At 36.8% G+C, this 12,494-nt stretch carries 12 protein-coding genes; 8 read left to right on the top strand and 4 right to left on the bottom strand.

All coding sequences use genetic code 11. The features are described 5' to 3' along the window. The first annotated feature begins 186 nt into the window (after nt 1–186). Nucleotides 187–1,617: a YdgA family protein gene (locus tag ACFSAV_RS05635; protein ID WP_379097210.1), complete on the top strand. Its 1,431-nt coding sequence runs from the start codon at nt 187–189 to the stop codon at nt 1,615–1,617. An 81-nt stretch (nt 1,618–1,698) separates the two neighbouring features. On the opposite strand, the gene ACFSAV_RS05630 is transcribed toward ACFSAV_RS05635, so the two are convergent. Continuing rightward, nucleotides 1,699–3,078: a Do family serine endopeptidase gene (locus ACFSAV_RS05630; RefSeq protein WP_379097207.1), complete on the bottom strand. Its 1,380-nt coding sequence runs from the start codon at nt 3,076–3,078 to the stop codon at nt 1,699–1,701. 633 nt (nt 3,079–3,711) lie between these two features. Between ACFSAV_RS05630 and ACFSAV_RS05625 the strand changes: the two genes are divergently transcribed. Continuing rightward, nucleotides 3,712–4,395, top strand: coding sequence for a YidX family protein (locus tag ACFSAV_RS05625; protein WP_379097204.1), 684 nt, complete (start codon nt 3,712–3,714; stop codon nt 4,393–4,395). A gap of 254 nt (nt 4,396–4,649) precedes the next feature. Here ACFSAV_RS05625 and ACFSAV_RS05620 read toward each other — a convergent pair whose 3' ends face one another. Next, the gene (locus ACFSAV_RS05620; protein WP_379097201.1) at nt 4,650–5,861 is read right to left on the bottom strand and encodes an aromatic amino acid transport family protein; all 1,212 of its coding nucleotides are present in this window, start codon (nt 5,859–5,861) and stop codon (nt 4,650–4,652) included. A 208-nt stretch (nt 5,862–6,069) separates the two neighbouring features. On the opposite strand from ACFSAV_RS05620, the gene ribH reads away from it, so the two are divergent. From ribH to dapB, 6 genes are all read left to right on the top strand, one after another. After that, nucleotides 6,070–6,543 (top strand): 6,7-dimethyl-8-ribityllumazine synthase, encoded by a 474-nt coding sequence (ribH, locus tag ACFSAV_RS05615; RefSeq protein ID WP_379097199.1) that lies wholly within the window; start codon nt 6,070–6,072, stop codon nt 6,541–6,543. Between the two features lie 5 nt (nt 6,544–6,548). Beyond that, nucleotides 6,549–6,983 (top strand): transcription antitermination factor NusB, encoded by a 435-nt coding sequence (gene nusB, locus ACFSAV_RS05610; protein ID WP_379097196.1) that lies wholly within the window; start codon nt 6,549–6,551, stop codon nt 6,981–6,983. A 19-nt stretch (nt 6,984–7,002) separates the two neighbouring features. Next, nucleotides 7,003–8,007, top strand: a complete 1,005-nt coding sequence (thiL, locus tag ACFSAV_RS05605; RefSeq protein WP_379097193.1) for a thiamine-phosphate kinase — start codon at nt 7,003–7,005, stop codon at nt 8,005–8,007. A gap of 2 nt (nt 8,008–8,009) precedes the next feature. Next, nucleotides 8,010–8,492, top strand: a complete 483-nt coding sequence (locus ACFSAV_RS05600; RefSeq protein ID WP_379097190.1) for a phosphatidylglycerophosphatase A family protein — start codon at nt 8,010–8,012, stop codon at nt 8,490–8,492. Between the two features lie 8 nt (nt 8,493–8,500). Then, entirely contained in the window at nt 8,501–9,139 is a 639-nt protein-coding gene (locus tag ACFSAV_RS05595; protein ID WP_379097187.1) for a homoserine/threonine efflux transporter, read from the top strand. A 167-nt stretch (nt 9,140–9,306) separates the two neighbouring features. Further along, on the top strand, nt 9,307–10,119 hold the full coding sequence (gene dapB, locus ACFSAV_RS05590; protein ID WP_379097184.1) for a 4-hydroxy-tetrahydrodipicolinate reductase: 813 nt from the start codon (nt 9,307–9,309) through the stop codon (nt 10,117–10,119). Nucleotides 10,120–10,157: 38 nt separating this feature from the next. On the opposite strand, the gene ACFSAV_RS05585 is transcribed toward dapB, so the two are convergent. Further along, on the bottom strand, nt 10,158–10,748 hold the full coding sequence (locus ACFSAV_RS05585; RefSeq protein ID WP_379097181.1) for a response regulator: 591 nt from the start codon (nt 10,746–10,748) through the stop codon (nt 10,158–10,160). Further along, nucleotides 10,742–12,460: a sensor histidine kinase gene (locus ACFSAV_RS05580; protein WP_379097178.1), complete on the bottom strand. Its 1,719-nt coding sequence runs from the start codon at nt 12,458–12,460 to the stop codon at nt 10,742–10,744. Before ACFSAV_RS05580 ends, ACFSAV_RS05585 begins: the two co-directional genes overlap by 7 nt. Nucleotides 12,461–12,494 lie beyond the last annotated feature (34 nt).

Here is a 12,494-nt window from a genome sequence, read left to right as displayed (position 1 = left end):
TTCGCACTGTAGTAAATGAGGCTAAAAAGTGAAAGTTCAAGAGGAGGATGTAAAATTTATTTTATTTACCTAAAAAAATGCGAAAGAGTTTATCAATGAACAATCTATAAAGAATATATTCTATACAATAATGATTTGTGATAGATTAACCACTTTCGACTCACCTTTAATTTAGGAAATTTATTTATGAAAAAATCATTAGTTGCTTTAGGTGTTATTGTTGCGCTTGGCGCTGTTTGGACAGGTAGTGCATGGTATACAGGTAAAGCTGTTGAAGAAAAGGCGCAAGAGCGTTTAGATTTAATTAATGTTAGATTTGCAGGGCTTGCTTCTGCTGGTTCTGAGGTCAAATTTACTAATTTGGTAATTGAACGTGGTATTTTTAGTTCTAATGTAACTTATGATTTCGTTGCAACATTTCCTGATACTCAAGTTACAATCCCATTTGAGGGCACACTTTATCATGGACCATTCCCTTTAGATCGGGTAAGTAAATTCGATTTATTGCCAACCTTATTGTCAAGTAATGATCGTATTGTTCAAAATGAAGAAACACAAGCATGGTTTGACTATGCACAAGGTAAAAATCCATTTGAAAGCCATATTAAAATTGGTTATGACTCTACTTTCTCAGGACAAGCAAGAATTGCACCAATCAAACTAGATCTGAGTGATGCTGATATTGTATGGAAAGGCATTGAATTAAATTTCGATAAAGTAACAGCGAACGGGATTGGTAAATCACAAGCTATTATTGATGGCTTAAAACTTGCGATTGATGATACAGAAGATGCATCTAAAGCAATCATTGAAGTAAACAAGATTAAAATTGATAGCGATTTACAACGTACTGAATGGGAACAAATTCCGGTTGGTAAACAAAGTGCATTGATTGATAGCTTCCGTGTTTCGCTTACTGAACGAGATATGCGAGATTTTAATTTAGAATACAGAAATATGTCTTTTGATGCAAGCACTAAAAAAGAGAATACTTTTGTGAACTATGAATTAGTTGCTAAAGCGCCAGAAATGCTAGTGAATGGTAAAACAGTGGGCGATCTTGACGCCAAAGTCAAACTTGAACACCTAGATGGTAAAGCAACCAATGAATTGTTAATGCTTGTTGATAACAATGCTGATTATGAGCCGCTACCAGAAGAACAAATTCAAGCGTTAGCGAAAACAATTTTGCAAAACCAGCCATTGTTACAACTTGATCCATTAAAATTAACCACAGATGAGGGTGATCTTAAAGCAGATCTTGTTATTGAAATGGCAAGTGGTAATTTTGATATGCTTGAACAAGGGAAAATCTTAGATCTGTTTAAGCAGTTAGCGGTGAATGTTGATTTGAATAAAAATGCATTAACTAAGCTTTTTGCAATGGTTGAAGAAGCGAATGGTGTAACAAAAGAAGATGCAATAGTCGCAGCAGAACAAGCGGTTAATGCAATGTTTGAAGAAGCAATCCAACAAGGTGTATTGGTTGATTCAGAAAGCTCAGTGAAGTTAGGCTTGTTGCTTGAGAACAAAGCGTTAAAATTAAATGGGCAGCCAATTCCAGAAGAACAAATTTTAATGACAGTAGTATTGTTTTTCCTAGGTATGAGCTATTAAAGGTAAAAGTGCGGTCAATTTTAAGTAAAATACAAGCACATAAAAAATGGGGATATCATCATATCCCCATTTTGTTAATTGTTATTGAATCAGTAAGTAGAAATTATTTTCACCACGGACAATATTTAATGCAATTGCAGATGGTTTTGTATCCAAAATTTTGCGTAATTGACCTAAATTCTCTACTTTTTGACGATTTACGCCAACAATGATGTCATCCTTTTTCAGACCACGCTGTTCAGCGATAGATTTTGGCGCAACGCGCGTAATTGCAACACCTTTCAGACCTTTTTCATCATAGTTACTCATTTCAGCCCCTGTTAGTGCAGGGAGTAAGCTACTTGCATCTGCTTGTGTTTGATCATCCGATTGCAAAGTCACTTTACTAGTTTGTTTTTTACCGTCACGTAAATAAGTGAGCTCAATTTCTTTGCCCGCACCAGAAGTCGCAATTTTAGCGCGCATTTCGGCGAAGCTTGAAATTTTTTGCCCATTCATGGCAATAATCACATCGCCAGCTTTTAAGCCTGCTTTTTCAGCCGCAGAATTTGGTAAAACTTCACTTATAAAAGCACCTTGTTGGGCTTCAATATCAAATGCTTTCGCTAAATCAGCATTTAATTCACCACCTTTGATGCCTAGCATTCCACGACGGACTTCACCAAATTCAAGAATTTGTTGGACGAGGTTATTTGCCATGTTACTTGGAATTGCGAAAGCAATACCAGCGTTGCCCCCGCTTGGCGAAATAATTGCAGTATTAATACCAATTAATTCACCCTGTAAATTGACTAATGGACCACCAGAGTTACCGCGATTGACTGCCGCATCTGTTTGAATATAGTTTTCATAGGTACCGCTATCAGATCCTGTTGAACGCCCTAATGCAGAAACAATACCAGAAGTGACAGTCTGACCTAAACCAAATGGGTTACCAATAGCAACAGTAAAATCACCTACACGTAATTTATCTGAATCTGCAATTTTTAGTGCGATTAAATTTTTTGGTTTTTCAATTTGAATAAGTGCGACATCCGATAATTCATCAGCACCGATTACTTTGGCACTCAGTTCGCGTCCATCTTGTAATTGAACCGTAATTTTATCTGCACTATCAATAACGTGATTATTGGTTAATACATAACCTTTTTCAGCGTTAATAATTACACCAGATCCAATACCACGAAAGTTACGGGGCGCGCGATCGTTGAAAATGTCAGGTCCAAAGAAAAATCTAAATTCTTCTGGAATACCATGAAATTGTGATGGGGCATTTGATTTTGCTTTGCCTTCGACTGAAATTGAAACCACCGCAGGCAGTACTTTTTCTAACATTGGTGCTAGGCTAGGGACTTGTTGACCTTCAACATAGGCAGGTAATGATGCTTGGCTGATCGTTGGGGTTGATAAAATGCTTAATCCGAGAGCAATGCTGGTTAATAGAAAATTTCTTTTTTTCATTGTTCATTTTCTCCAATAAAATTAAAACACACTAAAATTGCACAGAGCAGTTTAAGTAAGTCATAAGACAAAGAAAATAAAAAAATGTTCGAGTTTGTAATAAATTTTTCATTTTTCACAAAATTTCATCAATTTTACTGGAATAACTTGGACTAACATCTTTCATTTGTAAAGAAAATACTTTCAAGCGTTGAACAAATATTCATCTTCAAGTAAAGCCCTATTGTGGGTGGCTTTCTAACGGCTTGTGAATTAACGTATATAGTCTGTTCATTTATCTGTTGAATCATAATGTAATAACCCATAGTTTTTTAAGAACTATTTTGCTATCATCGTTGCAAATTTAATCAGAGGTTTATTCTATTGATTTTCTACAAAGGGCTTGTTTGAACAAGATAAAATGAATGACATGATAGCTATTAAATAATTTGTTTTTTATTTGATTGTTGCGTGCCAAAGTGAACGATTTAACATACTTTATTGGTTATAGGCTTAGTAAGTCATATAGCGTTCAGAAGTCAATTGAATAGCAAAAATTTTAGGGAGACGGTCAGATATGGTTTAATATGTTCCATCATTTAAACTCAACTGACCATTTTTATATAGCTACTTTTATTCACTAAGGAGCAATTTATGAAATTCAAACACATTTTACGTATTTTCGCCTTTTCTCTTTTTTTTACGCTTTCAGGTTGTACAGCAGGGCTATGGGCTGGGGGGCAAAACAGCAGTTTTATTCCTGGTTCAAGCGATATTATCTCTACTGGCATTAAAGCGAAAGAAATTGCTAAAGATACTATTCGCGCCTTTGGTAGAACGAAAGACAAGCAACAGATTGTCATGATAGGCGACAGCTATTGGTATTTTATTTCCCCAAAACAAACTGAGCAGCTGCAAACGTTACTTAATACCAAATTACCAAAAGCCTTTAATACCAAAGCAAATAAGCCTATTCGCATCAATTTAACGAAGAGCGCTAAGGGATTTTCTACAGATTCTTTGTGGCTTCATTACCAGCCTAAAACGGAACGAGAGATTAAAATTGTCAGAGAGTTAGGTTTTAGAAAAACAAGTAAGCCTGAAATTTATGCAAAAGAGTATTATTTTGAGGGTGAAATATATAAAAAAGCGGAAAATATTAAACTCGAATATCAATTTGAAACAACACTTCCTGTTTCTATCAATACATTGGAGTCCGAAACAAATATTGATGGTTCATTATTATTAACTAAAATTGCCGCAACGCCAGTGGCTTTGGCGACGGATATCATATTATTACCAGTGTTGTTGATTACCTTGCCATTCGTTGATTATTAATCATACATTTTAATAAAGCGCACGGTCAGTTGCTTAGGTAGTTGTACAAAACTCAACAAAAACTGACCGCACTTTTCTTTATGCCCGTCAACTGTTGGATTTACTGCGATCGTAATATGTGTTTTTGCAAGTAAAAAACTCGTTTGTTCATTAGTGATATCATTAAAAATGGTTTCTTAGCATAGACAAATAAAAAAGAGGCAAACCAAACAAGCTTGCCCAATAAAATCTGGATCCAATTTATAAAAAATAGTTTAACCAATAACCGCCGGTAAATAACCAGCTTTGATTAAGAAAGGGACATTCATAATGAGAATACCGAGTATTAATGCACCTAATAACGTGATATTACCACCTATGACTCGATATGGTAATTCAGGGTAACGTTTTCTTGCACACCACGCCATCCCAACAGGCAAAACTAAACCATAAAATGTAAACATTTGACCTGCATATCCTAATGCCATAACGAAACCTTCAGGATAGAACAGCGCAAAGATAAGCGGTGGTAAAAATGTCAGTAGACCCAAAGAAAAACGATTTGTCTTGATGTTTACGCGTTTGAGTAAATCATATAAGCAATCAAAAAGTGAAAGTGCGACACCTAAGAAAGAAGTAATTAATGCAAGAGTAAAAAATAAACGCATTGCAGAGCTAATTAGAGTACTTTCAGTGGCTTGATAAGTTGCCGTAATCAAGCCATTTAGCGTTGGATCAGTGTTTAATATTTCAACAAATTGGGTTTGTGGGAATACACCATGTGTTGCCATTTGCCAAATAATATAAGCCACTAATGGAATAGCCGTACCCATAATAATAGCAATACGTAAGCGTCGGATATCACCATTTAGATAACTATTAATACTTGGAATAATCACATGAAAGCCAAACGAGGTAAAGAAAACAGGACTAGCCGAGATAATTAGGAAATCTTTAAGCGGCATCGCTAATAAATTATCACTGCTAACGAGTGGCAGCATCATAATGAGGACTAAGGCAAAAGCAAGTAGTTTTACTGAAAATAATAAACGAGTTAGCATATCAACTGCGCCAGTACTGATCACAATAAATACACCTAGTACAACCGTAAATAACACAATTGAAATAGGTTGCGCATGTTCGCCTAAGAAAGGTAGAACTCCTGCTAGTAATGAGCCTCCGCCTGTGACATAAGCAGATAAAATTGCGTACATAAAAACAATAAGTGCAAAAGTTGCCACAATGCGCCCCGGTAAACCGAAATATTGTTCTGCTAATGTGGCAATGCCAGCATTTTTGGTTTCTGCTTTTTGATAGACTTCAACGAATAGTAATGCACTATAAGAAAGGAGTCCCCACAAGGTAAATAAAAGAATTAATGTATAGGTAAAGCCCATTTCTGCTGATGTCAGCGGCATAGCTAACATACCGGCACCGATTGTGGTACCTGCAACTAACAACGCACTTCCAAAGGTTTTATTTTGCATAATAACTCTCAATGTTTGAATAAATAAGAAACGATCATTCTAACGTAAAAAATGTCATGTCACTATTTTTTTTACATTAATAGTGATTAGTTCAGATAGAGGCTGATTACTCGCTAATGAATGCCTAAATATAACTACTGATTGAATAAAAATTTTGTGTTAAAATTCGCAACCGATTTTATCCATTAATTGTAGATTAGGAAATAATATGAAAGTGTTAGAAGGTACAGTAGCTGCACCAAATGCGAAAATTTCAGTCGTGATTGCGCGTTTTAATAGCTTTATTAATGAGAGCTTATTAGAAGGTGCATTAGATGCATTAAAACGCATTGGTCAAGTTAAAGAAGAGAATATTACTTTAGTTCGTGCGCCAGGTGCATATGAGTTACCTTTAGTGGCTCGTCGCTTAGCTGAAACAAAAAAGTATGATGCGATTGTCGCTTTAGGTACGGTTATTCGTGGTGGAACAGCACATTTTGAATATGTGGCTGGTGAAGCAAGTAGCGGATTAGGACAAGTCGCGATGAGCGCGGAAATTCCTGTTGCGTTTGGTGTATTAACCACCGAAAACATTGAACAAGCTATTGAGCGTGCAGGTACTAAAGCGGGTAATAAAGGCGCTGAAGCAGCGTTAGTCGCTTTAGAAATGGTAAATTTACTAGCTCAAATTGACGCGGCGTAATTCAGATGACAGAACCAAAAGTAGAAAAAAAAGTGTCTCCGCGTCGTCGGGCGAGAGAATGTGCAGTACAAGCTTTATATTCTTGGTATATATCGCAAAATTTACCAGCTGAAATCGAATTGGCTTTTGTGGCTGATCAAGATTTAAAAGGTGTCGATGTGCCTTATTTTCGTAAGCTATTTCGTCAAACCGCTGAAAATGTAGAATTAGTTGATGAAACGATGAATCCTTATTTAGATCGTGATATCAATGAACTTGACCCAATTGAAAAAGCGATTTTACGTCTTGCGGTATATGAATTGAAATTTGAATTAGATGTGCCATATAAAGTTGTAATCAATGAAGCAATTGAAGTGGCGAAAGTGTTTGGTGCGGAAGATAGCCATAAGTATGTCAATGGTGTTTTGGATAAAGTTGCGCCTGCATTATCTCGTAAATAAGTATTATTAGAGGTGATTTATGAGTAATGGCGAATTTGATTTAATTCAACGTTATTTCACTGCCTCATCAAAACGAACTGCCCGTAAAGATGTCATTGTGTCTATTGGCGATGATTGTGCAATTACTGAATTGCGACAAAATCAGCGTTTGGTGATTACAACAGATACAATGGTAGAAAATACTCACTTTTTGCCAACAATCAGTCCAGCAGATTTAGCCTATAAAGCTGCGGCGACTAATTTAAGTGATCTTGCTGCTATGGGAGCAGAACCAGCTTGGCTCTCGCTTGCACTCACCTTACCTGAGGTCAATGAACAATGGTTAAGTGAATTTAGCCAGAGTTTTTTTGATGTGCTTGATCATTACAATGTCGATTTGATTGGCGGCGATACAACGAAAGGACCTTTGTCGATCACCATAACAGCCCACGGTATTATTGCGAAAGGTAAAGCACTTTGCCGTCATAGTGCAAAAGTCGGTGATTGGATTTATGTATCAGGGACTTTAGGTGATAGTGCTGCTGGTTTGTCATTGTTATTATCGGGCAAAAGTGCGGTCAATTCTGCTCAAGAATTTTTAATCCGACGTCATCTTCGTCCAACACCTCGCGTTTTATTGGGGCTTGAATTAGCAGTTTCTTCATTGGCTAATGCGGCAATTGATATTTCTGATGGTTTTGTTGCTGATTTGGGACATATTCTTGAACGTAGCCAATGTGGCGCAGTAGTTGATGTGGATAAATTGCCACTTTCCTCACACCTGGTCAGTATAGTTGGCTTACAACAAGCAGAAGAATTTGCGTTAACAGGTGGTGAAGATTATGAGTTATGTTTTACGGTGCCTGATAGTAATAAAGCAAAATTAGAACGCGCTTTAGCCTATATTGGCGTGGAATATACTTGCGTTGGACAAGTGCGTGCAATTAGTCCACAAAATAAAAAACGGATTAAATTTGAACGTAATGGCGTACCCATTGAATTGGATATTAAATCTGGCTTCGATCATTTTGACTCGGATGAATAAAAATGACATCACCTCTGCAGCACATTAATCTCCGTAATCCTATCCATTTTTTAGCTGTTGGCTTTGGTTCTGGCTTAATCCGTCCAGCACCTGGTACATGGGGCAGTGTGGTTGGACTTTTATTAGGTTGGTTTTTATTACAGTATTTAAACTACAGTTTTTTCTTTATTTTGAGTGTACTTTGCTTTTGGCTTGGCTGTTATCTGTGTCAAAAGACGGCAGATGACATGGGGGTGCATGATCATGGTGCAATCGTGTGGGATGAAATTGTTGGTATCTTTTTCGTTTTACTGGCAATACCAGTATTATCGCCTTTTTGGTGTTTGGTGGCATTTGGTCTTTTCCGTTTTTTTGATATTTTGAAACCTTATCCTATCCGTTATTTTGATCATAAATTAGAAAGTGGCTTTGGTATTATGTTAGATGATGTGCTTGCTGCAATATATGCAATTTTAGTCATTTTTCTTTTACGCCTTTTCTGTTAGGAAATACCATGCTTAACTTAATGATCGTACATTTTTTTGGTTTGATCACCCCAGGTCCTGATTTCTTTTATGTGAGCCGATTAGCCGCTAGTAACTCACGGCGTAATGCTGTTTGTGGTGTGATTGGTATTACGTTAGGCGTATTGTTTTGGGCATTGGCTTCAATACTCGGTTTAGCGCTTTTATTTACTACTATCCCTCTTTTGCATGGGGTAATCATGTGCTTAGGTGGTGGTTATTTAGCTTATTTAGGTTGGTTAATGGTGAATAGTCGGACTAATGTCGTGTTTGAGCAGCCTTCTGATCAACAGTTAAATAAAAATACGACGATTACAAAAGAAATTATCAAAGGGTTGTTGATAAATCTGTCTAATGCAAAAGCAATTATTTATTTTGCCAGCGTCATGTCGTTAGTGTTGGTTAATTTAACTGAAATTTGGCAAATTTTGACCGCACTTTTTATCATTGTGATTGAAACTTTCCTTTATTTTTATATGGTTTCAATTCTGTTTTCACGCAATTTAGCAAAGCAATTTTATAGCACATATAGCCGTTATATTGATAATCTGGCTGGAATCATTTTTCTACTCTTTGGCGCTTATTTGGTTTGTAACGGTTTAATTGAAATGAATCTATTAAACATTTAAATAAGATAAAAAATGATGAATTAATAGATCATGATCAATTGTTAGACGCTTTTATTACTACGTTCTTGCTTGAGAAAAGAAGAAAAAGTGCGGTGGAAAAAAGAAAAGTTTTATGTGAAAATCGAGTGAGATTGATAACAGCTAAACTTAGATAGGAAGGAAAGAATATGACATTAAAGATAGCCTTAGTAGGTGCGGGTGGCAGAATGGGACGTCAGCTAATTCAAGCAGTGTCAGAAGCGGAAGGCGTAACTTTAGGGGCGGCATTTGAACGTCGAGGTTCGTCTTTAATTGGTACAGATGCAGGCGAGTTAGCGGGGATTGGTCAGCTTGGCATTATGGTTTCTGATGATCTTATCAGTCAAAAAGATCAGTTTGATTTATTAATTGATTTTACACGTCCAGAAGGCACATTAAACCATCTGCAATTTTGTGTTGAACAGCATAAGAAGATTGTGATTGGAACCACAGGATTTGATGAGGCTGGTAAGGCGCAGATTAGGCAAGCCGCACAAAAAACAGCAGTTGTTTTTGCTTCAAATTTTAGTGTAGGCGTAAATTTAGTCTTTAAACTCTTAGAAAAAGCAGCCAAAGTGATGGGCGATTATTGCGATATTGAAATTATCGAAGCACACCATCGTCACAAAGTAGATGCACCATCAGGTACGGCATTATCGATGGGAGAACATATTGCAAAAACCTTAGGGCGTGATTTAAAAACGCATGGCGTGTTTGCGCGTGAAGGGATTACAGGTGAGCGTAAACGTGATGAAATTGGTTTTGCTACTATTCGCGCGAGTGATGTTGTTGGTGAACATAGTGTTTGGTTTGCTGATATTGGTGAACGGGTTGAAATTGCGCATAAAGCCACTAGCCGCATGACGTTTGCAAAAGGCGCAGTACGCGCCGCTACATGGCTTGCCAATAAAGAAAGTGGATTATTTGATATGACAGATGTGTTAGATTTAAATAATCTATAATTTATCAAATAGAGAGATAAGGCAGCGTAAATGCTGCCTTATTTTTTACTTTCAAGTTGTGTCGTTTTATAGATAAGTTCTGCAATGGTTTGCGCCTGCATTTTTTCCATAATGTGTGAACGATGAACTTCGACTGTACGTACTGAAATATTTAACGTTTCTGCAATTTGCCGGTTAATACAACCTTGAATTAATAATTCAAGTATATCGAGTTCTTTTCTACTGAGTAGGGTATAGCAGCTTTGAATTTTATAGCGTTCATAACTTGCTTGTGTTTTTTCTGCAGCTATTTTTAATACAGATTGTAATTGACTGAATTGCACGGGTTTTTGTAAAAAATCCACCGCACCTTGTTTTAATTCTTGCACTGCCATTGGCACATCACCATGTGCTGTCATAATTACAACCGCAAGTGTACTGCGTTTTTGTTGCAAAAATTGATGGACTTGATGGCCATCTAACTGTGGCATTTTCATATCTAATAGCACAATGCCTTGTTCAAATAATGGCACGTTATCGACAAATTCTTGGCTATTTGACCAGCTTTGTACTTGATAACCAGCCTGTTCTAATAAAAAACAAGCCGCATCTAGTACTGTTAAATCATCATCAACCAGATGAATTAACATATTTCCCCCTTTTTATTTGGTAATTTTAAAATCACTTCCGCACCAGATTGTGTTGTACGGTTGCGTAAAGAAATTTCGCCCTCAATTGAGCGAATTAAACGTTGACATAAAACTAAGCCCAAACCCAAGCCATTTGTTTTACTGGTTCTAAATGGGACAAAAGGAAATTTCAATTCAGCAGGTGTAAAGCCTGAGCCATTATCTAGAATATGAATGTAAATAAAGGCATCTTCCTGTTTGACTGCAATTTGAATTTCGCTGGCATTGGCTTGTGAGGCATTAAGCAAGCAATTACAAATCACTTGTTCTAGGATAGTGACTTTGACTTCAATATGAAGCGAAGAAGGGCAAGTTAAATAAATGTGAGGTTGTTTATGATGTTGTAATGTCATAAAACTCATAATACGTTGCAACAATTTTTGCAGTTGTACACATTCTGTTTTGTCGTCTGTTTTGCCTTTTGCCCAATTCATCAAATTACGAATGATTTCTGCGCTACGATCGACTTGTAATAGGACCTTATCAAGAATTTCAATCGTATTTTGTTGCGTTTGATGCTGATTCAGTTGATATTTAACACCTTCAACATACATACGAATGGCGGAAAGGGGCTGATTTATCTCGTGAGCAATACCGGTACTCATTTCGCCTAAAATACTTAATCGGTCAGCTTGGACTAATTGTTGTTCATATTGGCGCATGTCTTGATAGGCTTTTTGCAATGCTTTACTTTTGCGGTGAATTTGAAAACTGATCCAAAGGTAGTTAAGTAACAGCAGTAAACTACCAAAAATGATCCAACCACGATATTGTTGAAACCAATGTTTAGTATTTTGCCATAAGTTTTGTTTTGGATGTTTGTATAAGCTACGTAAGAGAGTATCTGCTTGTGACGTGGAATAAGGCGGTGTCCATTGTGGTAAGTGCATTGGGATTTCGCTAAGTAAAAGCCTGACTAATTTAGAGGTTAAATCTACGGGGACTTGTGGTAATGCGGCTAATGACCAATTAGGTAATAATTCAGTGCTGGCTAAACATCCTAACGCATTTTCTTTGCCTGCGAGTAAGCGAAATTCTTCTTGTTTAATCACACCTTCGCGATCGAGATCTTCTAAAATACAGGCTGGTACGATAGCACCATCGACTTTTTTCTCTTGTAATAAAAGCAAAGTATTATCTACAGGAAAGCCAGTATATTTTAATTGGAAATCTTTATTTTCAATTAAGCCATGTTGATATAAGACATTATATCCGAGTAAGAATCCGCCAAATGCATTGCTACCAACTGCGCTTAATGTTTTATTTTTTAGATCGGTCAATTGATAAAATGGACTATCTTGGCGTACTAAAATAGCACTGCCAATACGCCCCATTGTGGCATGCTCAATTTGACGCGGAGATCTTAAGGTAACTAGCCAACTGACTTGATTATTATTGAGGTAGAAAAATTGTGCTTGGTTCGTTAAAACGAAATCAACCCCTTGTGCTTGTTCTTCGATTAAATCGTTTAAATCTAAGGTGACTAACGAGAATTGATGTTGTGATTCAAATTGTTGGTTTAGCCAATCAATCCAAGGTTGCCATTTCGCATGGGTATGGGCGACGCCACGTTGCGCCAAAATACCAATTTTCCATTGCTGCGAAAACGCGAGACAGGGTAAGAGTCCGATGAGTAAGATGAAAATTTTTAAAAACTGACCGCACTTTTTCACATTTCTTCCTTTTTCTTGATTGAAATCAAATTCA

This window comes from Pasteurella oralis (genome assembly GCF_042681465.1).
GTDB classification, from domain to species: Bacteria; Pseudomonadota; Gammaproteobacteria; order Enterobacterales; family Pasteurellaceae; genus Pasteurella; species Pasteurella oralis.
This window is presented reverse-complemented; position numbering and strand designations above follow the sequence as displayed.

Coding starts and splice junctions, on each gene's coding strand:
- ACFSAV_RS05630 (WP_379097207.1), bottom strand. CDS start 3,078: ATGAAAAAAAGAAATTTTCTATTAACCAGCATTGCTCTCGGATTAAGC.
- ACFSAV_RS05625 (WP_379097204.1), top strand. CDS start 3,712: ATGAAATTCAAACACATTTTACGTATTTTCGCCTTTTCTCTTTTTTTT.
- ACFSAV_RS05585 (WP_379097181.1), bottom strand. CDS start 10,748: ATGTTAATTCATCTGGTTGATGATGATTTAACAGTACTAGATGCGGCT.
- ACFSAV_RS05620 (WP_379097201.1), bottom strand. CDS start 5,861: ATGCAAAATAAAACCTTTGGAAGTGCGTTGTTAGTTGCAGGTACCACA.
- ACFSAV_RS05635 (WP_379097210.1), top strand. CDS start 187: ATGAAAAAATCATTAGTTGCTTTAGGTGTTATTGTTGCGCTTGGCGCT.
- ACFSAV_RS05595 (WP_379097187.1), top strand. CDS start 8,501: ATGCTTAACTTAATGATCGTACATTTTTTTGGTTTGATCACCCCAGGT.
- nusB (WP_379097196.1), top strand. CDS start 6,549: ATGACAGAACCAAAAGTAGAAAAAAAAGTGTCTCCGCGTCGTCGGGCG.
- ribH (WP_379097199.1), top strand. CDS start 6,070: ATGAAAGTGTTAGAAGGTACAGTAGCTGCACCAAATGCGAAAATTTCA.
- thiL (WP_379097193.1), top strand. CDS start 7,003: ATGAGTAATGGCGAATTTGATTTAATTCAACGTTATTTCACTGCCTCA.
- ACFSAV_RS05600 (WP_379097190.1), top strand. CDS start 8,010: ATGACATCACCTCTGCAGCACATTAATCTCCGTAATCCTATCCATTTT.
- dapB (WP_379097184.1), top strand. CDS start 9,307: ATGACATTAAAGATAGCCTTAGTAGGTGCGGGTGGCAGAATGGGACGT.